Annotated in this window: 17 protein-coding genes and 3 pseudogenes; 8 read left to right on the top strand and 12 right to left on the bottom strand. The window is 63.0% G+C overall.

Annotated elements, in window-relative coordinates:
- Nucleotides 1-137: 137 nt before the first annotated feature.
- On the bottom strand, nucleotides 138-1,088 hold the full coding sequence (locus tag M6G65_RS05310) for a UDP-glucuronic acid decarboxylase family protein (RefSeq protein WP_238199364.1): 951 nt from the start codon (nucleotides 1,086-1,088) through the stop codon (nucleotides 138-140).
- A gap of 174 nt (nucleotides 1,089-1,262) precedes the next feature.
- Between M6G65_RS05310 and M6G65_RS05305 the strand changes: the two genes are divergently transcribed.
- Entirely contained in the window at nucleotides 1,263-1,976 is a 714-nt protein-coding gene (locus M6G65_RS05305) for an FkbM family methyltransferase (protein WP_238199333.1), read from the top strand.
- Nucleotides 1,977-2,276: 300 nt separating this feature from the next.
- Here the strand turns inward: M6G65_RS05305 and M6G65_RS33880 are convergent, their stop codons facing one another.
- Nucleotides 2,277-2,522: an FkbM family methyltransferase gene (locus tag M6G65_RS33880; RefSeq protein WP_379011098.1), complete on the bottom strand. Its 246-nt coding sequence runs from the start codon at nucleotides 2,520-2,522 to the stop codon at nucleotides 2,277-2,279.
- A gap of 100 nt (nucleotides 2,523-2,622) precedes the next feature.
- On the opposite strand from M6G65_RS33880, the gene tnpA reads away from it, so the two are divergent.
- From tnpA to M6G65_RS05285, 4 genes and pseudogenes are all read left to right on the top strand, one after another.
- Nucleotides 2,623-3,012 carry an IS66-like element accessory protein TnpA gene (gene tnpA, locus M6G65_RS33875; protein WP_373323889.1) on the top strand — a complete coding sequence of 130 codons (390 nt, stop codon included), beginning with the start codon at nucleotides 2,623-2,625 and terminating at the stop codon, nucleotides 3,010-3,012.
- Nucleotides 3,009-3,356 (top strand): IS66 family insertion sequence element accessory protein TnpB, encoded by a 348-nt coding sequence (tnpB, locus tag M6G65_RS05295; protein WP_024827170.1) that lies wholly within the window; start codon nucleotides 3,009-3,011, stop codon nucleotides 3,354-3,356. The genes tnpA and tnpB overlap by 4 nt, the downstream gene beginning before the upstream one ends.
- Nucleotides 3,357-3,458: 102 nt before the next feature.
- Nucleotides 3,459-4,964: an IS66 family transposase gene (tnpC, locus tag M6G65_RS05290; RefSeq protein ID WP_250104212.1), complete on the top strand. Its 1,506-nt coding sequence runs from the start codon at nucleotides 3,459-3,461 to the stop codon at nucleotides 4,962-4,964.
- Nucleotides 4,965-5,361: 397 nt separating this feature from the next.
- A pseudogene (locus tag M6G65_RS05285) lies at nucleotides 5,362-5,947 on the top strand (IS21 family transposase); the annotation flags it as partial.
- Between the two features lie 52 nt (nucleotides 5,948-5,999).
- Here M6G65_RS05285 and M6G65_RS05280 read toward each other — a convergent pair.
- Both M6G65_RS05280 and M6G65_RS05275 read right to left on the bottom strand, forming a co-directional pair.
- The gene (locus M6G65_RS05280; protein WP_250103662.1) at nucleotides 6,000-6,698 is read right to left on the bottom strand and encodes a hypothetical protein; all 699 of its coding nucleotides are present in this window, start codon (nucleotides 6,696-6,698) and stop codon (nucleotides 6,000-6,002) included.
- Nucleotides 6,699-6,965: 267 nt separating this feature from the next.
- A pseudogene (locus tag M6G65_RS05275) lies at nucleotides 6,966-8,318 on the bottom strand (IS1380 family transposase).
- 540 nt (nucleotides 8,319-8,858) lie between these two features.
- On the opposite strand from M6G65_RS05275, the gene M6G65_RS05270 reads away from it, so the two are divergent.
- The 3 genes from M6G65_RS05270 (at nucleotide 8,859) to M6G65_RS05260 (ending at nucleotide 12,868) form a co-directional block, all read left to right on the top strand.
- Nucleotides 8,859-9,533 carry an FkbM family methyltransferase gene (locus M6G65_RS05270; protein ID WP_238199335.1) on the top strand — a complete coding sequence of 225 codons (675 nt, stop codon included), beginning with the start codon at nucleotides 8,859-8,861 and terminating at the stop codon, nucleotides 9,531-9,533.
- A 355-nt stretch (nucleotides 9,534-9,888) separates the two neighbouring features.
- Nucleotides 9,889-10,995 (top strand): hypothetical protein, encoded by a 1,107-nt coding sequence (locus M6G65_RS05265; protein ID WP_238199336.1) that lies wholly within the window; start codon nucleotides 9,889-9,891, stop codon nucleotides 10,993-10,995.
- 385 nt (nucleotides 10,996-11,380) lie between these two features.
- The gene (locus M6G65_RS05260) at nucleotides 11,381-12,868 is read left to right on the top strand and encodes a CgeB family protein (RefSeq protein ID WP_250103661.1); all 1,488 of its coding nucleotides are present in this window, start codon (nucleotides 11,381-11,383) and stop codon (nucleotides 12,866-12,868) included.
- 39 nt (nucleotides 12,869-12,907) lie between these two features.
- Here the strand turns inward: M6G65_RS05260 and M6G65_RS05255 are convergent, their stop codons facing one another.
- The 8 genes and pseudogenes from M6G65_RS05255 to M6G65_RS05220 form a co-directional block, all read right to left on the bottom strand.
- Nucleotides 12,908-13,564 (bottom strand): FkbM family methyltransferase, encoded by a 657-nt coding sequence (locus M6G65_RS05255; protein WP_238199338.1) that lies wholly within the window; start codon nucleotides 13,562-13,564, stop codon nucleotides 12,908-12,910.
- A 155-nt stretch (nucleotides 13,565-13,719) separates the two neighbouring features.
- Nucleotides 13,720-13,876: pseudogene (locus M6G65_RS05250) on the bottom strand (IS256 family transposase); the annotation flags it as partial.
- Between the two features lie 13 nt (nucleotides 13,877-13,889).
- On the bottom strand, nucleotides 13,890-14,090 hold the full coding sequence (locus M6G65_RS05245; RefSeq protein WP_250103660.1) for a hypothetical protein: 201 nt from the start codon (nucleotides 14,088-14,090) through the stop codon (nucleotides 13,890-13,892).
- 286 nt (nucleotides 14,091-14,376) lie between these two features.
- The gene (locus tag M6G65_RS05240) at nucleotides 14,377-15,276 is read right to left on the bottom strand and encodes a hypothetical protein (RefSeq protein WP_238199340.1); all 900 of its coding nucleotides are present in this window, start codon (nucleotides 15,274-15,276) and stop codon (nucleotides 14,377-14,379) included.
- Complete coding sequence (locus M6G65_RS05235; protein ID WP_250103659.1) at nucleotides 15,273-17,138, bottom strand: tetratricopeptide repeat protein; 1,866 nt, start codon at nucleotides 17,136-17,138, stop codon at nucleotides 15,273-15,275. Before M6G65_RS05235 ends, M6G65_RS05240 begins: the two co-directional genes overlap by 4 nt.
- A complete protein-coding gene (locus M6G65_RS05230; protein WP_238199342.1) occupies nucleotides 17,135-17,776 on the bottom strand; it encodes a hypothetical protein in 642 nt (213 codons plus the stop codon). The genes M6G65_RS05235 and M6G65_RS05230 overlap by 4 nt, the downstream gene beginning before the upstream one ends.
- Nucleotides 17,773-21,174 (bottom strand): glycosyltransferase, encoded by a 3,402-nt coding sequence (locus M6G65_RS05225; protein WP_250103658.1) that lies wholly within the window; start codon nucleotides 21,172-21,174, stop codon nucleotides 17,773-17,775. The genes M6G65_RS05230 and M6G65_RS05225 overlap by 4 nt, the downstream gene beginning before the upstream one ends.
- An 80-nt stretch (nucleotides 21,175-21,254) precedes the next feature.
- Nucleotides 21,255-22,955, bottom strand: coding sequence for a glycosyltransferase (locus tag M6G65_RS05220; RefSeq protein WP_238199344.1), 1,701 nt, complete (start codon nucleotides 22,953-22,955; stop codon nucleotides 21,255-21,257).
- Nucleotides 22,956-23,083 lie beyond the last annotated feature (128 nt).

The following is a 23,083-nucleotide window of genomic DNA, read 5'->3' as shown; positions in this document are numbered from 1 at the left end:
GCCGTCCTCCTATGGATCGGTTGTCACTGCGCCGGACTCGACCGGCGTTCCCAGGCTGCCGGAGGAAGCGCGCGGGCGCCGAACCAGGATCTCGCCTTGAGCGGGGCCTTCACAGATCGCGTCAGCGCAGTGCGATTCTATCGCGTTAGCTCCGCGAAATATGAGATCGTGCGTTGCAAGCCCTCATGCAACTGGATGGACGGCCGCCAGTCGAGGGTTCGGTCGGCCAGTGTGATGTCGGGACGTCGCTGACGGGGATCATCCGGCGGAAGCGGCCTATTGACGAGCTTAGAACGCGAGCTGGTCATATTTATGATGATCTCCGCCAAATGCCGGATGGTGATTTCGACAGGATTTCCGATATTTATCGGACCGGTGATCTCATGGCCGCTCTCCATCATCGCGAGAAGCCCTCCGACCAGATCGTCGACATAGCAGAATGACCGTGTCTGCTGCCCATCGCCATACAGCGTAATGTGTTCTCCGCGCAAAGCTTGCAGTATCAGATTGGACACCACTCGACCGTCGTTCGGGTGCATCCGCGGGCCATAGGTGTTAAAGATGCGCACAACTTTTATCGGCAAGTCATGCTGCCTGCGATAGTCAAAAAAAAGCGTCTCCGCGCAACGTTTGCCTTCGTCATAGCACGAACGAAAGCCGATTGGATTCACGCGTCCCCAGTAATCTTCAGACTGCGGGTGGATTTCGGGGTCGCCGTAGACCTCAGAAGTCGACGCCTGCAAAATTTTGGCTTTGACGCGTTTGGCTAAGCCGAGCATGTTGATCGCACCGATGACACTGGTCTTGGTCGTCTGCACTGGATCGAACTGGTAGTGCACCGGCGATGCCGGACATGCTAGATTGAATATTTCATCAACTTCGACGTATAGCGGAAACGTCACGTCGTGCCGCATCAATTCGAAGCGCGGCTCACCGAGTAGATGAGCGACATTGGCGCGTGTACCGGTGAAGAAATTGTCGACGCACAGCACGTTGTGACCGCGAGCCAAGAGGCGTTCGCACAGGTGCGACCCGATAAATCCCGCCCCTCCGGTTACGAGGATCCTCTTCGTATCGCCATACCGCATTAAGATCGCCCTCGATTCGTCCGTGCGCACTCTCTTCGCTGACGGACAATGCTCCTGCTGGAGCCGCAGCCCTTTTGACCCGTTCCGCGGTTCCAGCCCGTACCCTCATCGCTCGTAGTCCCGCTTCTGCACCCGTGCTAATGAAGCCGGAACGACGAGTCTGAGGAGCTGGTCTTGCAACGTAGATTGACGAAGTGGGATTCGGTACAGACTCTGCTCCGCGCAGGTTTGAATGTTGGCACGGTCATCGACGTCGGCGTCCAGCGGGACAGTCCGGACCTGCGCCAGCTTTTCTCGAATTTGCCCCATATCCTGTTCGAACCGGTGGTGGAGTATCACGAGTCCATTCACCGTGCCTACGCGGGCCTCAATTACAAACTTGAGCCCGTTGCTCTCTCAGATCGATATGGCCCGCTCTTACTGAGGGAGGTGCGTGCCGACGCCGACGGCGTCGTCAGTCACGTCAGTCCGGCGGAAGGACATGAGGCGAGCCTGAGGACGGTGCAACGCAAGACGCTGGACGGGTACGTCGACGAGACATCGCCGGCAAAACCTTACCTCGTAAAGATCGACGTAGATGGGCACGAGACAGAGATCCTGAAGGGGGCCAGGAGGGCACTCTTCGGCGCCTCCTGTCTGATCGTTGAGACGACGCTTCATCACCTGCCTGAACGTCTCAGGCTGGCCGAGGCCGCCGGGCTAACCCTGTGGGACATCGTCGATATGACCTATTATGACGGATGTCTCTACCAGTGCGACCTCGTCTTCATACCCGATCGCGCAGAGGGCCTCATCCGTCGCTTAGACCCGAGAATGCGGATCGCATTCGAGCCGTTCGACCCTGCCGCTTGGTATAGCCTGCACGCAACGACAGAGGGCGAGCCCTGAACCCGCGCCCTGCCACTCACTCGGGCGGCCGCTCTCCCGACCCTCGCTGTCTATCATCATACGATCGGATTGCGTCGGCGGCCGCTCGGGGCGGCACAGACGGCAGCGCCCGGCGGCATAGGTGAACCCAAGTCATTCATCCGACGCCTGATGGTTGTACCATTGTGTCTGATCTATCTCGCCAACCCCGATCGACACGCTGGCATTCAGATTCGGGTTCTTCGCCGTCCCCTGGCCTGAGATGAACACCAGATCCAGTTGATACAGACTGCCGCGATAAAAGCTGATGTCCGCGATGTCTCAAAGATGCATCCCGGCCTTCTCCGCCAAGGCGCAGCGTTCAGGCAAGTGCGGCAATGTGGTCTCGACTATCTGGCACGAAGTAAAGATTAGTGCGTTCTTGGCGCCGCGCAATATTTCCGTTTCATGCCCATCGACGTCGATTTTTATAAGATAAGGCACGTCTGTAGACTTGCCTGCCTTCCACGCCTCATGCCAATAACTGTCAAGTGACCGGGTCTCGGCTGATCTCAGGGCGTCCTCCATGTGTATGGCCGGATGTACATGAGTACGCATCCGGCGAAGGCCGCCTTGTGAGTTGGCCCGTTGAGGCTGAGGTCATAGGAGTAATCCTAGGACCTTGAGCATGACCCAGGCGGGTATCGAACTGGTGAGAGCCGAGCGGCGTCGACGCTGGACGCTGGCGGAGAAGGAGCGGTTGGTCGCCGCTTCGTTTGAACCGGGTGTGTCGACCTCGGATGTCGCCCGCCGGGCCGGTCTCCACGTCAGTCAGCTGTTCCGCTGGCGCAAGTTGCTGTGCGAGCGTGTCGGTGCTCCCACGCCAGCGCTGGTCCCCGTCGTGATCACTCCCACGTCCGCCGCGATGACGGTCGAGCCTGGTCGAGCGCACAACCGCGGCCGTCGCTCCGGCGGAGTGATCGAGATCGATCTCGGCAGAGGCCGGCGCGTTCGGGTCGGCTCCGACGTCGATGCAGCGGCGTTTCGGCGGGTGCTCGACGCCCTGGAGGGTCGATGATCCCGCTGCCGGCCAACGTGCGGGTGTGGCTGGCCACCGGCCACACCGACATGCGCAAGGGCTTTTCCAGTCTCGGCCTGATCGTCCAGGAGACGCTCAAGCGCGATCCCCATGGCGGGCATCTGTTCGTGTTCCGCGGACGGCGCGGCGACCTGATCAAGGTGATCTGGCACGATGGCCAAGGCGCGTGCCTCTACACGAAACGGCTCGACCGCGGCCGTTTCCTGTGGCCCTCGGTGGCGGATGGAGCCGTGACGATCTCGACGGCGCAACTCGGCTACCTGCTCTCGGGGATCGACTGGCGGATGCCGCAGGAGAGCTGGCGTCCGAGCGCTCTCGGCTGAGGATAACGCGTTACAGCGCTTGAAGAATATGCTCTTCTCTCGAGCGTGCCGAACGCGCCCGAGCCCCCGCCGCTTCCCACCGATCTCGCCGCCGCCCACGCCATGATCCTGGCCGAGCGGGCGGCCCGGCTCGCCTCGGAGATCGCGGTCGAACGGCTGAAGCTGGAGGTCGCCCGGCTGCGGCGAGAACGGTTCGGGACCTCCTCGGAGCGCAGCGCCCGGATCGACCAGCTCGAACTCGTCCTGGAGGATCTGGAGGAGACGCTGGCCGAGACCCGAGCGCAGGCGACCGCCGAGCCCGAAGCGCTCTCCGGTGCGGCTTCCTCGCGGCGCAAGCCCGCCCGCCGGCCTCTGCCCGAGCACCTGCCACGCGAGCGCGTCGTCCATCCCGGCCCGACGACCTGCGCCTGTTGCGGCGGAGCGCGCCTTCGTCACCTCGGCGAGGACGTCACCGAGACCCTGGAGCGGATCCCGGCGCGCTGGGTCGTGATCCAGCACGTACGCGAGCGCGTCTCGTGCAGCGACTGCGAGACGATCGCGCAGGCTCCGGCCCCATTCCATCCGATCCCGCGCGGACGCGCGGGCCCGAACCTCCTCGCCGAGGTGATGATGGCCAAGTTCGGCCTGCACCTGCCGCTGCATCGCCAGAGCCAGCGCTTCGCCCACGAGGGCGTACCGATCGACGTCTCGACGCTGGCCGGCTGGGTCGGAGCGGTGACGACCGCCCTGTCGCCCCTGGTCACCCGGATCGAGGCCCATGTTCGAGGGGCTGAGCGCCTGCATCTCGACGACACGCCCGTCCCGGTCCTGGCCAAGGGCAAGACCCGCACGGGCCGGCTCTGGACGGTGGTGCGTGACGACCGTCCCTTCGGCGGTCCCGAGCCGCCGGCTGTCGCCTACTTCTACTCCCCCGACCGCTCCGGCGCGCATGCCGAGACTTGGCTGGGCGACTTCCACGGCCTCGTGCAGGCGGACGCCTTCTCCGGGTTCGGTCGGCTGTACGAACCCGGCCGCAAACTAGGCCCGCTGCGCGAGGCGGCCTGCTGGGCGCATGCCCGACGCAAGTTCTTCGAGCTGGCCGAGCTCAGGAAGGCTCCGATCGCGATCGAGGCGGTGGCGCGGATCGATGCGATCTTCGCCACCGAGCGCGCCACCAACGGTCTTGCCGCCGATGAACGCCGCGCGCACCGTCGCACCCGCTCGGCCGCCCTCGTCGCCGAGTTGGAAGCGTGGCTACGGCAGAACCGCGCCAAGCTCTCGGCCAAGGCTCCGGTGGCGCAAGCGATCGACTACATGCTCAAGCGCTGGAGCGCCTTCATCCTTTTCCTCGGCGACGGGCGTGCCTGCCTGTCGAACAACGCCGCCGAACGGGCGCTCCGGCCGATCGCGGTAGGCCGCCGCAACTGGACCTTCGCTGGCTCGGATGCCGGCGGCCATCGCGCGGCCGCCCTCTACACGCTGATCGAGACCGCCAAGCTCAACGGCATCAATGCGCAGGCATGGCTCGCCGATGTGCTCAGCCGTCTGCCCGACCATCCGGCCCAGCACATCGACGATCTGTTGCCGTGGAACTGGACCCAACATCAGCCCAGGCCGATCGCTGCCTGACACCCCATCGGGAGAACGACCGCGGCCTTCACCGCAGGCGTACTACATGACTGACAATGCCGTCGTCGTCTGACCTGACATCTTTCAGAAACATTATGTCATCTCGGTCCGACAGTGCGTTATTCTCCAGATCGAACGACATGTCTTCATAATTTAGTTTGATGTCTGCCGCATATTCTCGAACTGGTTCGAACAGGATATATCGTTTATCCGGGAACATAAGCCGAAGTTCAGGACCATCGCGCTGGACCCTAATATCTATCACCGTGCCTACGGCGAGCCCGGCATCCTTCAAAACCTAAGCGAGTCCCATTTGGTGAGCCTGCGTTTCACGCCTTGCTCCTCGACACCGTGCGGTGGTTCGCGCATCGCAGCGCCGCGGGATCCGCGTTTCCCCGGCCTTCGCCTCGACCACCGCCTCTACCACTTCCGGCTCGCCTACTCCGGCTTGGAGCACGCCCACGTCGTGCTCGGCGGCGTGGCCCGCGAGCACCGCACCAACAGCCTTCGCAACCTCGACGCCGCCGCCCGGGAGGATCTCACCCGCCGCTGCGAGGCCCTCTGCGCCCGCTACGGCATGACACCCACCCGCAACAATACCCGACTTGTCCGCGAGAACGTCTCGGTCGAGGGCCCGCACAGCCACCTCGAGCGGGTGATCGCTCACGCGCTCCTGCTGCGCGCCAGCACGGACTTCCCCGACCTGATCGCCTACCGTACCTTCGTCAACGAACTCGTCGGACGCCGCAACGCCCGCAAAGCGCAGCGACAGCGAGCGTGCCGTCCTGGCGCAACTGCCCGAGCGGCGCTCGTGCCATTACGAGCAGGTCAGCGCGCGCCTCCTCGGCCGGCGGGTTCCGCCTGCGCAAAATTTCTACACCGTGCCCTAGCGCCTGAATGGCCATACCCCGCGCGTGCGCCTTTACGACGACCGCCTCGGCGACTTCGTTGGCGGCTCTCACCTCCTCACCTGCCGCCGGGGCGGGCTCATCCCGACAAAAACGTTTCCGGACTTAATTTAACATTCTTACAGTTCTAAGTATCATGATTTTCATTGAGATCTCGAATTGCCTCTTCGATGCGAATGCGATGTATGCGGGGAATCATCAAAAGTACATCTTTATAATGCACCGTGTAAGATGTGCCATTCATTGCTTGTATTATCTCGTCGATGGACGGCCAATCGGTAAACCGATGGGGCCTGATCGGAGGTTCTAAAAAATACCTGGCATCATCGATCATGACGACATGTCTGCTAAACCACGGCCGTATTACTTCGAGCTCTGTTAGGAGCGGGCATTCATTGCTCTCGCCGGCTGTCTGTCCAGTCGACCAATGTGCATCCAAAAATATCAAACTTGGAGGCAAATTTGGAATAAGCCGAGACAAGACCAGGCTCGTATCTCCAAATCTTGAATCGATGTTGTCGGCAGAAGAGAACGTGTCTTGCGCAATATCATAGTAATGCTTAGATGCTTCGATTGTATAAACCTTCGGGAAGCGCTCAGAGGCCCATAAACTTGTCTTTCCCTCGAAGGTGCCTGTTTCGGCGAAAGCCTCAAACTTAAAATTCTTTTGTAGGAGGGCTATAAGTTCTTGAGGAGGTCCCCATGTGACGATACCCATCCAAACACGCTCCATCGCCAAGTCCTGGAAGGTGGCTCCGTACCATAGCAGGATCAGCTTGTCAGACCGTGCGCCCAACGTCGCCTCTTGCGCGACCAGATCGGGCACCTGTCCGAACATGCCTCGCCCTGCCGTATTCCCTTCCGGCAGCGGGCGGCGGTGCGGGCAAACGCGCTGCTATTCATTGGACTTAGATGTTCGCTCTCAGTCTGATTGCGACGAGTTAGCCCCTCTTATTCACCCGGCAGGCGACGGATCGAGTTTTTGCGCTGTAGCCGCGCGAGATCGCTGCGCCTTCGACGCTGTGGATCCAGGTTGTTTCGGCAATGCTTGAGGAACGGGAGCGGGCTCGTCGGGGCGTCTCGGCCCTGTGGCTCAGGCCGGTGCCGGTCCCAGAGCCCCTGCGAGGTAGTGCAGCAGGTCAGCCTTCGGACAGGCTGCGGCGAAGGCGAAGCGGACGCGAGCAGCGCTCTCGCGGATGCGGGGTCCGAGTTTCAGGAGCTGCAGCCGGATCGTGGCGAACTCGGCCCTTGCCAGGCGGTGGTCCTTCATGATGGCGTCTCGCACGGTGAGCGTCAGCCAGTAGGCGGCGATGTACAGAACTAGCCGCATCTGGTTCGCAGCCGGGTGCCGACAGGAGGTGCGGTCGGAGGCGAGTTGGCTCTTGTGCAGCTTGATCAGATTCTCGGCCTGTCCGCGGGCGCAGTACAGCTCGGCGTAGAGCCATTCGGGCGTGCCGGTCGTAATGTTTGTGACCACGTAGCGAATGCCGATGCCGATGCCGAGCCGGGTCGCCTCAATGCGGGCGGCATCGCGGCGCTGGCGCCGCCAGAACTTGGCCGCATGCGCGGTCTCGGCAAAACCGCGCACCGCATCCATGTCGCCGACGGCCCGCACCACCCGGATGTGATCGGCCGTCGCCTCGACTTTGGCCGCCAACGCCCTGGTGCCGGTCAGCCCGAAGATGTAAGCCACGTCGTTGTCCTCGCGACCTTACCATGACCTCGGGTCGGCCGTAGGGCCTGTCGCCGCAGGTGGTGATCGCAGAGTTGGGCCAGTGCCGGCGGATGGCTCGGACCAAGCGGCACAGATGAGAGCGCACCTTGCGGCTCGAGGGCGTCCTGCCCGGCCGCAGGATCACCGTCACCGGGCGCGAGGCGGCGGTGTCATAGACGTGGATCGGCAGGAAGCAGCGGTCATCGTGGTGGGCATTGAACAGCGACAACTGCTGCTGGCCATGGACGACGTCGCAGGTGTCTTCGATATCCAGGATGACGCAAGCGGGCGGCTTGGCGTAGCTGGCGCAGTACAGGCCGGCCAGCACCCGCCCAAGCCGGATCAGGTCGCGCAGGCCCGGTGTGTTCTCCAGCCGCGAGACGGTGGGCTAGCTCATCAGATCCGCGCCGCTCTCGGGCAGGCGTCCGCAGGCGAGCTTGAACGCCGGGTCGGCGCGCAGGTAGTTGAGGTCGTCGTCATCCTCATACCCGCAGGCGTTGGCCAGGATGCGGGCCAGAAGGATCTCGGAAAGCGGATGCAGTACCCGGCTCGGATCACGACGGTCCGAGATCACGGCGGCGAGCTTCTCAGCCATGCCGAACCGTCGGGCGGCCTGAGCCAACAGCAGAGAATGCCACTGTCCGAGGTCAGGCGTCCGCCATCGAAGGCGGATGTGAGCTTCTTGCCCCGGACGGATGGAAATCCGAACGGAAGCACGTCAAGATTGGACATGGCGGGCGTGGCGGGCTCGATGGTGTCACAGGTGTTGGCGTCAGCACCCAATCCCTAAGCCACATCAATGTCTTACGCTAAGCTCGCCACCTCAGATCCACTGCCCTCGTGAATAAGTTAGGCTAGCAGACATGATGGCGGCTGAAACGTCCGTCAAGCCGACGGCATGCCCGGGCCCAGTCAGGGAACGACAACAGGACTGCCCTGGGCGGGGGCTAAGATCCGCATCCCGAACAAGATTTGAGGTCGGAGCCGAAGCTTGTCTTCGACAGCATGGACTTGTAAACATCTGGCCATAAACGTTGGCGCACCGGATTGCTAGACGCACATTCGCGGGACGGCTTGGATGACGAGATGGTTGCTTTGGCCCAGGCCGAACTCGTGTCCATGCTCAACGGAGAAGCGGTTATCTTGGTACGTGGACCTTTTGATGCATGAGCAAGAAACTTAAAATTCAAGTGCGCCTATCGCGCACATGGCCTGAGGCCGGCTACGCCGGGACCGTTCCGTTCGACGTTGTTGCCAAGCTAACGGATCAGCATGATAGACCTTAATCATATCGCATCGCTTGTGGCTCGTTCAAACGCGACGCTTCTAGAAGTCGGTGCCAACGATGGAACAGATACCAGAAGGTTGGCTAAGACCTTTCCATTCGGCCAGGTCATAGCTTTCGAGCCGGACCCACGGGCGGCTATGAGATTCCGTGAACGCGTTCAAGAGAAGAATGTGCAACTGTTCGAAACCGCGATTGGCGATCGGATCGGCAGCATTGAATTCCACCAGAGTGGTGGTTTATGGCCGCACAGCGAGGAACAGCGAATTATCCAAGGGTTGCCAACTGACTGGGATCAGTCAGGCTCGATCCGGAAGCCGAAACTTCACCTTCAGGCTCACCCTTGGGTGAGTTTTGGAAATATAATACAAGTTCCTATCACTACTCTTGATCAGTGGTCCAGTTCCAACAAAATCGTATTAGTTGACTTCATATGGGCTGACGTCCAGGGAGCCGAGGCGGATCTCATCAGCGGGGCAAGCGACATGCTGCAATGGACGCGATTTTTCTATACGGAATTCTCAAAACAGGAATTTTACGAAGGGGCCCTCGATCTTGATGGGATCGCTTCCCTGCTGCCAGACTTTGAGCTTGTCGAAGTGTACGAAAACGATGCTCTCTTTGCCAACAAGAGGCTTTCGGGTATTTTTGATCACGCATGAGCTCCGAATTCATTAGAAGCGATAAGGTTACCTCTTGATGAGTGGCGATAGAGACGCGCAGGTCGAAGCGCTCGTCGATCTAATCCGACGAGCGGACGCGAGCGGCGACCATATGAGTGCCTTGCGGTACTGTCAAGATGCCGTACAATTAAGGCCTGGCGACTACTCTTTGCTGCTATGGCTAGGGTGGTTATATTTCAATTGTAGGCACTACCGGGCTGCAATGGAGTGCGCGCAGCTGGTTCTGAGACTCGATTCTTCAGACGCTCCGAGCGGCTACCGGCTCCTTGTTTTCGCAGCAGCGGCCTCAGGAGACTGGGAGGCCGCGAGCCAAGCGTTTGCCAGACTAAGTGGCGTGTCGTTGGATGCCTGTTCGAAGGTCGCGAGTGAAGCGATCGGTGCGTTTTTGGGTTATCTTAATGTGCAATCCCAGTCTGGCAATCATGAGGCTGTGATCAGGGCCTATCGGTGCCTGCCCTCTATAGTAAGGCAGTTGAAGGACAGGAATAGGTTCGTTATCGATCTGATGGCGGCTCATGCGTGCGTCATGGTCGGCAATAATCTTATGGCAACTGAAATCCTCACCGGACAAGCGACTGAGCTGGACGAACCGACCGCTTTCATCGACTACCTCAAACCATTCTCTGGAATAACCCTGATCACCTCTTTGATGCCTATGCGGCATGAGATCCAGCGTCTCGCTGTAAATTCCTGGCGCAGTTACGGCGCGCTTGTATTATCCATCAATTCCGGTGACGAAATCGAACTTCTGCGTGATATTTACCCGGATGTGACTTTCGTCTCCGCGCCGCGCGACGCACGTCGCGAGTATGGAAAGCCGTACGTCTATATGGCCGATATGATATCGGCTTTAAATCATTCAGATCACGAGATCGTCGGCGTCATAAATTCTGATATCGTTCTCAGCTCGTCAAATCTGCCGTTCTTGCGTGAGATCAAGCATGCAGCGCGCCATTGTATTGTTTATGGTCATCGTTTTGACGTTGATAGCATAAAGGAGATCGCCACAAAGCCAGACGAGGGTGAGTTGTTCGTAGACGGTATCGATTGGTTCATGTTCCCGAGAGAAAGGGCAGATCTACTCGCTAGTCAGCCTTTCATTTTTGGCTGTCCCTGGTGGGATCTCTGGCTGCCTGTGCTTGCCTCGATCAACAAGCTCGAGATTTGCCTGGCAAATGGCAAGTTGGCCTTTCATGAGACGCATAAACAGCGATGGGATCCAGATATTTTTTCCGATTTCGGGCAAGTGGTACTTCGCGAGATCGCGACGGTTGGAAATCGGGGTTTGTTGGGTTACGGCGCCCGTCTGTTGGCAGATTTCGCGGAGGCATGTGGCAGTGAGGTTCAGTTCGGCCTTGAGCCGGCGCGTTTCGCCGGCCGCTTAGCTGAATTCATCAAAGCCTTGATCCAAAAAGGAAGATTGGCGATAAATGAGGTCTAGGCGCCGGTCGCAGCGATCACATGAAAGGTGTGGTGTCGGGCGGTGGCTCCGCAATCGCGCGTGTCCTCCGGCTGCGGCTCGTTCGCCGGAAGCTTATCTCCGCTGTCTACAGGGCGCGTCGAGTGGAGAGTTTGTCCGGCTCTTGGCAAGCGTAGCTTTAGGTGATCAGAGTCCAGCGGGATTGGGAGAGAGCCTCGAAGCGGCGCTGACTCGGTGGGGAAGAGCGATCACCGAGAGTTCAGCGTGACCGACCGAAGACTATCGGGGGGCAGCGATCTTTCACCCAAGCTTTAGCCATCGACTGCCGCATCACAGCCGCTGTCTGCTAGGCCAAGCTCTGCACGCTCGTCGTCGATATCTGACCAATCGTGATAGGCGATCTTACATGTTGAAGGATCAGGCATTGCGCGATGCCGTCTGCGGCATCCAGAGCAGTTTGGAGGTGCTGGGCGATCCACGCAATCTCCTGCGCCTGGGCATGCCTGACAGCCGACTGGGGCATGCGCGCGTCGAGAAAAAGCTTCACCAGCTTGGGGAGGAGAAGCATCTCCAAGTCGGCGTGGTCGCATTATGGCCTATGACTCAGGACCAAGTCTTCCAAGTGGGTGAACGATCCTATAGCTTCAGTATACGCGCTGCCGATCAACTCGCCGATTGCGATATCATCTTCATAAATTGGAATTATTTTTACGGGAAGCCGGAAAGACTGCAAGATATATTAAAATTGTTGCACGACGAGGCCAAACCTCGCGTAGGTATCATATGGTTGATTGATCATCATCACGAATTTGAGCAGTCGCTTCGGCTAGCGTTTGAATTCGATTTCTATGTGCACGCCCATCCGACCCGGGTCGACTACCTGCGTTCGGTAGCTCGCAATTGTCTTGGCCTCCTGCCGTGTTGTTTCGGCCAGTGGGAACCACTTGATGTTGAGGCGTTTGCAGGAAGGTACATGGTTGGGCCGCGCGTCGACGCTTTGTATGGAGGTTTCCGGGGGTATAATGACTCGTTCTCCCGAGAGGCTTTCTTGCGCACCGCCATCGAGCGCATACCCGGAAACAACCTGTTCCTCATACCGTACAACGAGCCCAACGAGAGCCACCGCTACTTCTCTAAGTCCGGCGAGGAGCAGTTCGAGGAGTGGTGCCGGCACAAAACTTCGGCGGTGCTCGCCGTGAACGAGGACGTCCCGATCCGGCTGTTCGACGCTTTGGCGACCGGGCAGATCCCGATCGTGTCCGATGATGTCCAGAGCCTTGAGATGATCCTGCCCCCGGCCGATCAACTCGCGCTCCCTGTTCTGCGCTACCGAGCAGGCGACGTCGGCGATCTCGAGAGAGTGCACCGCGAAGCTGTACGCCTGTTCGATGCGGGCGGTGAGGCCGGCGCGTGGCGGCGCCACCGCTACGCCGTCGCGCAGCACTCATACGTCGCCCGCTTGCGCACGCTCGCCGAGATGCTGGAAGTGAAGATCGCGGGGAGTTTCGGCCATTTTGAAGGCGGACAGATCATCGATCGCCCTGCCGAAGGCTCGGCATTGCCGCTCCCCTTCGTTAGGGAACCACGCAGAACTCCTGTAGAGATGCTCGTAGCCGAAGAGATTCAGGCCGGCGTTCCGATAATGCGCTGTGCCGTCGCAGACGAGGTGGCAGCGCTCGAATCGCGCTTGGCTGTTGCCGATGAACGGGAGCAGGCCGTGCGTGCCGTGCTGCGCGCATTGATCGTCAGCCTCCGTTGGTTCGGCCTCGACCGAAGCCGATTCAGACGCTGCGTCGAGGAGGAAGGGCAGGACACACCCAACGATGGTCCGGCGGCGATCCGGCATACCGTGCTTTATCAAGAAGCGCGACGGGTGCTCCGCGAGGCTCCCTGAGGCCATCAAGCAAGGAAGCCGCTCCCGATTTGGCCGGAGCTACAGATAGACGCGTGACGCGCGAAGCGCAGAGTCGCGCGGCACGAACACTAGATCGACCTGCCACAACAGACTGTCGCTCGGCCGGAGCACTGGTTCCAGGATGTCCCAGACCTCGTAGCCGTGTGCTGTCATGAAGTTGACGATCCGGCCAAAGCGTGCTGCGTGCTCATCGAGGAGCGCCGCCTCGATCACGACCACACAATTGCATGTGAGCGTAGCTTTGGCGCCTTCCAGCACGTCGAGTTCTGCGCCATCGACGTCGATCTTGAGGACAGCCTGGGTCGACGGGGAGATCGCGAGCCGCCGAGCGACGAGGCTGTCAACCGTAACGACCGGAACACTGGCGCGCGGCCATTCGGGAGGCGCTATGTCGGCGGGCCAGTGAACGTGAAGTTGATCGGGTGCGGTGGCGATATCGGCGGTCCCCGCTGCGCGGCCGGCGAAGGCGTTGATGCTCTCGCAGGATCCCAAGCTGGATGCGATGCGCACCAAGTCGTCCTTAAATTTCGGCAGCGCCTCAACCAGGACGTAGTGAGCATCCGGCCAAACCTCGTAGAGGCCCTCGGTTCCAGTCGCGACGCCGACATCGATGACGAGCGAGGCATTGAAGCCGTGATGCGCGCTCAGTGATAGTGCCTCTTTCTTGGTCCGCATCCCTGCTTCCTACTCCTCCAGCTTGCCGATTCCCAGCACTTCCGTCAGCGCCCCAGCGCAGACCGTAGATACCGCTACACCCTCTTCCGGTCGTGTCTTCTGGCGTGATGTAGCTTCGGCCTGGTGGACACGATCACCGACCGGGGCCGGATTGATTAGGTTGCCAGAGTGGGCAGACTGGCGAGAGAATCATCGCCCAATGGGGGTGCTTTCCAGGGTGATGTAGCGCGAGCGCTGGACGGCCCACTTGAAGTGCTGTTCCGGCAGGGTCGCGCTGACAAAGCGGATGATGACAGCCTCTATGGGGAAGAGCACCATCCGGCGTTCAGAGTTCGATATTCACGTCGCCCCGAAGGATGCGGATCGCCCCGGCGGGAATCCCGGCTGGGGTCGCGTCCTCACGGGCGGGAGTCGAGAACGAGATGCCCATCAGTTCTGCATGGATCGCGGCCGCGCGCAGGGCCGCGGCGTCGTCGCCGATGGTGGCCTCGAACCGAGCGATGGCCAGCCAGACATCGGGGTCCAACGGCCCGATCTCGCGCAGGACCTTGAACAGGCGACGCGCCGGCCAGGGTCGCCAGTCAGCCCCAGGAAAAGCCCGCAGGCGGCGAGCAGGCCGACAGGCATGTCGCTCCGAATCCGGATCAGACGGCACAGATCGTCGACTCGGCCCGTTCGAGCGAGCGCCACGGCCAGCAACTGGGGCGGAGCGTCCGGATCCTCGGGCAGGGTCGACAGAGCGTGCTCACCCTCGAGATGCACGCCGGCGATGGCGCAGAGAAGGAAATTGTCCAGGGACACGGCGCGATCTCCTATGTCCGGCCCGAGATCTCGGCCTGAGGCGCCGCCACCGCCAAGTCTCGGATCAGGTCCGCGACCGCGGCGGCGTAGGCCGCTCTGTAGCGCCGTGCAGTTTCCGCGGTTCCACTTTCCCCCGGGCGGCGCGCTGCGAGGTCCGCGTAGGTCTCCGCGTGCCGCCCCAGATCCGCTACAGCCGCCTGCGCGTCGGCACCCTTCTCGCACTGCAACACTGCCAACTCCGACGAGAAGCGCGTGCGAAACGCCGCGAAGAAGCGCTGGTGAAGGTCCTCCCCCCACGCTCTCGGATGATTGAGGTGCAGCAGGGCCGCGGCAGCCGGACAGGTGGCCTGAGAGCCCGCGAGGAGGAGCGCCATCGCGAGGGCGCGCCCCCACCCGGGCAAACCCACGGCGAAGGGCTCGACGTCGAGTCCAGCGGCACGCCCGACGTCGAATAGGACCGCTGACGGACCGCTGGGATCAAGGACGCCAGCGTCATCACAGGGATGCACGACGTTAGCGCGGTTCAGAAATATTGGCCGGCCCCCGCTCCGGCCTTCGTTGACGACGCGCCGGAGGAGATCGGGGTCTGCAACCCGCACGTCCGCGCTCGCGATGCCACCCCACGTCACCCCGGCGACTTGCAGGGCGCGGATCATCTCGGACACCGGTATCAACGGTCGCCTGCAGAGATCACGCGCGTCGCGCTCTGCGACGAGGACCGGCATATCCGGGTATGCAGTACGGATGGCGTCCGCCTCGTCTGCGGCGTTGACACTGACGACGTGGAAGCCGCTCGCCCGCCAACTCTCGACGCAGCGGTACTGGTTCAGATGACCAATTTCGCGCGCCCCGGTGATCCGGCGTGCGGGGTGCGGGGCCAGCGATGTGGCCAGGGTGGGGGGCGCCGTCACAGTTCAGAATCCCGGGCTGCCGGCGCCACCACCGCCGAGCGCAGCGCGGTGGCCAGCCGGGCGGAGTATGTGACCGTGTCGAAGAACGGAGCGGCGCGCATGCCCCGCGCTATGCCGACCTTGAATGCGGCCCAGGCGGAGAGATCCTCGGCAAGTATGCAGGCCGTTCGCAGGTAACCGTCGACAGAGTCCGCGACGTAGCGCGACAACCCCATCAGATCCAGCAAGTCGGCGGTCTGGTTCTCGCGCTGTGTGGGGCCGCCCTTCGTGACGATCGGTATGTTCAACCGTAGGGCGTCCAGCGACGACAATCCGCCGCTGTGGGGAAAGCTGTCGAGATAGATGTCAACCTCGGATAGAAGGTCGGCCACGACCCCCGCGTCCCGCCAGGGACCCGCCACGGTCACGCGCGCGGGATCGACTCCCCGCGCGATGAGCTGATCGCTGAAGCGGCGCAGGAAGCGCCGACCCGCAAAATCGGAACTCCAGTTTGGGTTGAACGGGTACAGCACGAGTCGGCTATTCTGCGTCTCGGCTAAGATCTGCGTCCACGTATCGGTAAGAGCAGGATGGATTTTGTAGAAATTTGCTCCGCTGCCGAACAGTGTGACCGTCGATGGGTCGCGTAGGCGCTGGAAGGAAAGCTTCGCGCTATGGTGCTTCCTCCCCTCGCCTTGGCGGTCGAACACGAGGCACGATCCCGGCAGGCGCACGAGCGCCTCGGTGTAGCCGTCTTGCGGCCTCTCGGCTCTCTCCGAGAGCAGGCCGGAGATGTAGAGGTCGATGGCCGGGAACGCCGTCGTGACCACAGCACACAGGTTGACCGCTTGCCACCGCGCCAGCCGCAACGTCGCCAGGGCGATGTAGTCGTTATAGCCGTGCGTAACGTTCGTCATGAACATCAGACAATCGAGATCGAGGGCTTTGATCGCCTCAGCTTGCTCCATCAGCCCGCGCGCTCGGCTGAGGTCGGCGACCTCATGGCTCAGGGCGGCAATTCGGCCCTCCATAGTCCGCCGATCCTTCGTTGCCGGGCGGTTATGGTGGATGATCGAGACGATGTGGAAGCCATGATCCCGCAGACGGTCGACGGACGCCGCCCCGACGATGTTCTCCGTACGCCAGTCAGTATCCGCCCAGAGCAGCCCAATCCGGATCGTGGGGCCACGGGGAAGCCGTTCCGTTTGGCTCGTTTTGGCAGGATCGAGGCCATGTCTGCGCTTGAGATAGGCGCGGATCACGCGGCTCTTCGCCCGCGCGTGTTCGACGAGCATCCCCTCACACGAGTAGACAATCCCGCCGCCGATCGAGCGGACGCTATGGTCCAGAAACGTGTTCAACGGACCGGTGGCGCTCTCGATCCGGTCGGCGAGCGCGGCGCCAAGCGCGGCACCGTAAGCGACGAAGCGGGCACGCTGAGCATCCGTCTCGAAGCACCGCGGTTGCCACGTCGCGTAGATCAGAAGGATATTATCGAAGCGCCCCTGCGCGACGAAATATTCGAGCCCGTCCAAATCGAAGGGCGGACACAGGAATATGCCGCCGAGCAGTCGGCGGGGATCATCTTGAGCGAGGGCGCCCCACGCGTCGCGGACCCTCTCAGACGGAGCCGGAAGCTGGAATATCGCGTCGAGAACGCGGGGCTCATGGGCGATTGCGAAGAAAACCGCACCGGCCTCCTTGGCAAGTAGGGCCAGGGCCGACTCGGCTTGGTGATGACTGACGAGCCCGATCCAGCGATCGCGCGCGTCAGCAGCAAGCTTCGCATCAACCGGCGCGCCGTCGGCGAGCCAGACGCGCAAGCACGCGTGCAGTTCGCGCAGGCTGCCCGCGAGCACCTGCTCCGTGATGTCAAGGCTCATGAGGTGGCGCCGGGCCCGTCCGAGGCTGGGATCAGGCCGGCTACGTCTCGCCCCGCGAAATACGACAGCAGCGCCGCGCGGACGATGAGCCGGTTGCGCGCGAGCACCTCGGGAGCGACTGGCCGGACGCGCAGCAGCGAGACGCCGATCGAGAGCGTACGCGCATCGCTCGGATTGGGCTGCTTGGCAAATGGGGCGCATACCTCGATCTCGGTGAGGCTCTCCGCCAAGTCGCGCGGCTCGGTCCCGGTCGGGTCCGCGGAGCGGGGTGCGCGCGCCGGGAGCGAAATCACGTATCGGCGGACCTCGTCGGCCGTAAGGGTTGCGGCGACGGGATGCCCGTCTACGCTGAATGTCACCGCCTCCCAGTACGCGTGATCCGCTATGTGTGGCACGTACACGCTCAGTTCTAGGTCAACGGCGCGGTCGAGGACCGCAAAGACACGCGCCGTGGGCTTGCTTCCCATCCACCGGAAGCACACGCCTTCGAAGATCTCCGAGGGGTACCAGCCTGTCCCGGCCAGCATGCTGTCGAACGGGATTTCCGCCTCGATCGGCAAATCGAGGCCCGAATCCCACGAAATGGTGCCTGGCTCCTGCTCGCTGCTCTGATGCAGCGTGACCGATGCAGCGCTCACTGAACGAGGATTCCTTCCGATCGTGCCGCGGCAGCGGCGGCCCCTCTGCCGAACGTCAGCAAATTTTTCTCCGGCACCAGCGTCGTATTAAGGCCCGCGACCCGCATGAACGCCTCGACATGACGCGCCGCGCAGGCCTCCCAGCTGAATTGCCGGCTGCGCAGTTCCGCCTCCCGCGCCAGTGCGGCGCGCAAGGTGGCGTCGGTGGCCAGCCGCTCCACCGCCGCCGCGATGGCGGCCGGATCGGTCGGATCGACCAGGATCGCGCCCGAGCGCGCGATCTCGGCCATGCTCGACCCGTCGGACGTGACGACGGGCGTGCCGCAAGCGAAGGACTCGACGATCGGCAGGCCGAAGCCCTCCGCGAGCGATGGGAAGACCGTGCAGACCGCGCCAGCGTAGAGGTCCCAGAGCTGCTCGTCCGGCACACGGCCGAGGAACGTTATGCGATCCGCGTCGGCGCCCGCAAGATCGGTTAGTCCCTCAGCCGTAACTGACCAGCCCGCCTGACCGACCACGACCATGCGGAGATCCTGAACGGATGCGGCTCTTAGGTGCCGCATCGCCGCGATAACCGTACGCAAGTTCTTTCGGGGCTCGATTGTCCCGACGCAGATGAAGTACGGCGCCCCGTCAGCCGTCACGGGGTGCGCCGACCCGGCCGTCCTGCCGCTCCCGGACGGCTGCGCCACACCGTGATGGGCGACGGACGATGTGGCCGGCAACGTCGGAAATGTGGCGCGCAGGGCCTCTTCCGTAGCCGCCGAGACGCACAGGACGTGGTCGGCGTCGGCGAGGTAGCGCAACTGTGCGTTGAACTTGGAGACCGCCACCTTTGAGAACCAGTTCGGATTCGTGAGCGGGAACAGGTCGTGAACCGTGAAGACCTGTGGCAGCCCCTCAAAACGCGGGTCCACGCCCGCGAAGGGGAAATAGGGATAGAAGGCCACGCCGGACCGGGGCCGCAGGCCGGGCTTGGCGAACGTGGTCTGCGCGAAGTTTCCCGCCCGCAGCGCGGCTGCGCTGTCCTCGAGTTGCGGCGCATGGAACAGCCGCAGATCGATCCGTGCGTCGCGGGCAAGTTCCTGCATCACGTTGTGCACATAGCGATGGACGCCCGTAGCCGCCTTCGGGTCAGTCACCGCCATGCAAAGAACGTCGACGTTCATGTACACGGTGAGCGCCTCCGCACCCGGGACATCCTGATCGAGACCCGCGGTTCCCTGGCTAAGGGCTCTCGCCTCGGCTCGGCTCGGCAGCCGGCCCGTCCCGATGGAAGCGACCAACAGGCGCCGTTGCCCAGGGGACAGGGCTGCGGCCGGTTCCTCCTCCCCGTCGAGGTAGGCTGACAGGAACGCCGTCCGCACGTGCCGGGCGTAGCGCGCCTCGGGACGCGCGAGGATCTCGCGGATGATGTTCCGCCGGTCGCCGCCGGAGCGAAGCGCCTCGGTTTGCCGCGCGTGCTCCGCGACAAACTCCAGCCGTCGGAGCAGGATCGGATAGAGCAGCGCCAGGAACGCTGGCTCCGATAGGCTGAGTAGGATCTCCAGATCCTCGGCGGCACGCAGGTCGGCGTCTGAGGGCGGGAAGAAGTCGCCGCGGATGACCCGACGGTCAGCTGCGGGGGTATCGATCAGCCGCACGATCCGCAGGAGGCGCGACCACATCCGGTCGCTCGGATCTTTCACGTATTTCACAAAGTACCGCACTAGGGCCCGCGCCTTCAGCGCGCCCGGGCAATAAGTGTCAATGATGTAGACCAGAGGCCGCGCGTAGTTTGCCGAGCGGAACGAGAACAAGCGCTGATTGCGGGGTGCGAAGATGCCGTCCCCGTCAACCGTGAACCGGTTAAAGAGACGTGCGTCCGGGGCGATCCAGCGCTCGATGCCGGCGCGCTCGGCACGCATCGTGAACTCGCTGTCGGCGTGATAATGCGGCAGGTGCCGGACGTCGTAGAGCCCGATATCCTCGAAGACTGAGCGGTGGATCAGCGTGCCGTTGCCGCACAGGTAGTCGGCCGCAATCAGGCCGCTGGACGAGCGGGGAGCTTGCGCCAGGACCTCGTCTTCGGTGCCGGCCATGGTGAGCTGCACGAAGGAGCCGGAGTTCCAGTCGTTATAGGCCCCCACGCCCCAGAGGCGGCCCGGCTGGTTTGCGAACGCGATCACGCTACCCACGATGCGCGCGCCGGCGCGTTCCGCAGCACCGACGATGGCCGTCAGGAAGTCGGCCGGGATAATGGCGTCGTCGTTGATCGTCAGGATGTAGTCGCAGCCGTCCGCCAGGGCACGGGCGACGCCGATATTGGTTGCGGCGGTCCAGAAGGCCGAGTCGGGTGCCGAGAGGACCGTGCATCCGGCTACGTCGAGGTCTCGGAGGGCCTGAGGCGTCCCGTCGGTGGAGTTGGAATCTACTGCGTAGAACCGGAAGAGCGGATAATCCTGCCCGTCGAGCATGCGGGCGAAATCCACCGACCAAGCGCGCCGGTTGCGCACTGGAGTCACGACGGCCACGAGTGGGTATTGCGCTAGCGGCGTCGCCGTCGGTGCTTGCTCCTCGGCCGGCGCCCAGGCCTCGACCGGAAGGTGCGCGGAGTTGGGGAGGCGTCCCTCGGCGTGACCGCGGACGGCGTAATGCTCGGCTGGGTCGAGGCCCGAGTTCGAGACGTCGGGGTAGCGCGCCACATACCAGTCTAGGTCGACCTCGGACCGCCGCGCCTGCTTGGTGGCCGCCTCGGCGTTGGGATGGCGGCCCTCGGTATGACCAGACAGGGCGTAGTGCTCGGCCGGGTCGACGCCCGCTGCCGCAACGTCGGGATAGGCGGCGAGGTACCAGGCCGGGTCGACCTGGGCCATCAGCTCCCGCCCGGCCTCGCGGGCATAACGTGCCGCCGCCGCGGCGTTGGGATGGCGGCCCTCGGTATGACCAGACAGGGCGTAGTGCTCGGCCGGGTCGACGCCCGCTGCCGCAACGTCGGGATAGGCGGCGAGGTACCAGGCCGGGTCGACCTGGGCCATCAGCTCCCGCCCGGCCTCGCGGGCATAACGTGCCGCCGCCGCGGCGTTGGGATGGCGGCCCTCGGTATGACCAGACAGGGCGTAGTGCTCGGCCGGGTCGACGCCCGCTGCCGCAACGTCGGGATAGGCGGTGCGGTACCAAACCGGGTCGACCCGGGTCATCTGCACTAGGCCGGCCTCACGGGCGTGGCGCGCCGCGGCGGCGGGATTGGGAAAGCGGCCCTCCGCCCGCCCGTAGCGGACGTAATGATCCGCCGGATCCAAGCCGGCCTCCGCGACGTCGCCGTTCGTGGCGAGGTACCAATCGGAATCGACGAGCTCTTCGTGGGAGGCTGGTCCTGCGGACTGCCGCCCACCGTCTGTCTCACGCAATCCAGCCATCGCCAGCTCTTTGCAGGCCTCTTGACCTAATCCCACCCCGAAGTCGAGGCGGTCGAGAAGTATGAGTCGCCGCGGGCCTGTCACCCCTCCCGCGGGGCATCGCTTTGCGGCCGCACGATCGGCACGCGTAGGCGTGCGTAGCGTGTACAATAATCCGACAGGAACGCCACCGTCCCGTTCCGCAGCCCCTGCGAAGAGGCGCGGCGGAGCAGGACGTCGCGGACAGCCAAGCCGGCACTCCGTCGCCGCTGATAAGCGATCACGCCCTCCTTTTCGCTTGGCTTGGGCTCGAGCTGGCAATCCTGCAAACGTGGATCCGGCTCGGCGCAATCCGCCTGCGCGAAGAGACGCAGCGCAGCCAACACGCCCCGAACTTTGGTGGCGCTGTAGGCGCTGAGCCCGCCGCGATAGGAGGTGACCAGTTGGAAGTCCGCATGGTCGTAGCGGATCGCGAAATCCGCCACGGCGGCGTCCAGGGAGGCCAGATCGCCGGCGTCGAACAGGATGAGCTTGGGGGCGGCACCGAAGAAAGCCGACAGGTCCGGGTCGTTCACCAGGGCGAAGTCGACGCCGACGGTCACGTCGGTGTCCACGCCGAAGGCCCGCGCGTGCCAAGCCCGGATGTCCCCCGCCGCGCGCAGCTGCGCGCGATCCGTCTCCGTCAGCCTTCCGTACGACACGAAAACGGCCAATTCGTTAAAACGGGGTGGAGTGAACCGGCTCGGGGGCGGAAGGGCCGAGGTCGCCTTGGCGGCGACGGCCGCGTCGATGGCGTCGGCGAGGTGCGCGACCATCTGCTCGGAGGAGAAGTCCCGCGCCCGTTCGAAACCCCGGTACATCAGATCCGTGCGCATCTCGGTTCCGGTCCAGAAGGCCGCGATGTCGTCAGCTAGCGCCAGGGCGTTGGACGCATTGCGCATGTAGGTGACCGCCGTGCCGCAGATCTCCGGCACCGCTGCGGCCGGATTGGCCAGGACAGGCACACCCAGCGCCATGGCGTCGACCAGTGGAATGCCGAAGCCCTCGTACAGGCTCGGGAACACCATGCCGCGGCTGGAGATCACGAGATCGAGGAGCGTCGCCTCATCTAGGAACCCGTGTAGATCCACGAGATCGCCGACCTTGAAGGCCGCCGCGACACGGCCCAGCCGCTCCTTCTCGGCGGCGTGGCCCGACGTATTCGTCAGCGCCAGCGGCACGTTCATGCCGCGCTGCTTCAGGATAGCGATCGCCTGGATTAATATGTCGTGATTCTTATGCGGCCAGGGCACGGCGGGATAGATGAGATATGGCGCCGAATCGCCGACCCGGTCGCGTCGCGCGCGCACGGCTTCGGCGTCGAGGCCGCTGTCCTCGGCCATGAAGCCGGCGAGGTGGACGACAGAGACGCGATCGACACCGTAGAATTCTGCAAGATTGTCACGCTCATAGCGGGAGATCGCGACAAGCCAATCCGACCGGTCGATAGCGTAGCCGTACTCGGCCAGCCGCCCGGCCATCTGCTCCTCGGTGTAGAGCCATGGCATGCGCAGGTGCTGAAGATCGAGGACGAAGCCGATAACGGCGATCTCCGGATCGATGAGCGTCGGCCTGAGCCCGTTCAGCGGATCGACGTAACACGTGCACCAGGACAGGAGCCGCCGCAGACTCGCGTTGCTGTCGTCGTCCACGACCTCGAAGCTGACCTCCGGGAAATCCTGGATTAAGCTGCGCCAATGGTGAAGGATCGCCACCCGCAACTGCACGCGCTTTGGGAGGTGGGCCAGGAGAGCCCGCGCCAAGCGGCCGGCACCTCCCGCGCCTTTCTCGCTCGGCAAGAGCCGCACGAGGTTTAGCAGGACGCGCGGTCCCGCCGTACCCAATAACGCCCTGGTCATGGCCGACGCCCGGAGGCTGCCCTTCGGCGTGG

Source organism: Methylobacterium tardum (genome assembly GCF_023546765.1).
Lineage (GTDB): Bacteria > Pseudomonadota > Alphaproteobacteria > Rhizobiales > Beijerinckiaceae > Methylobacterium > Methylobacterium tardum.
The sequence above is the reverse complement of the archived record's forward strand: the minus strand, read 5'-3'. Positions and strand labels throughout refer to the sequence as shown.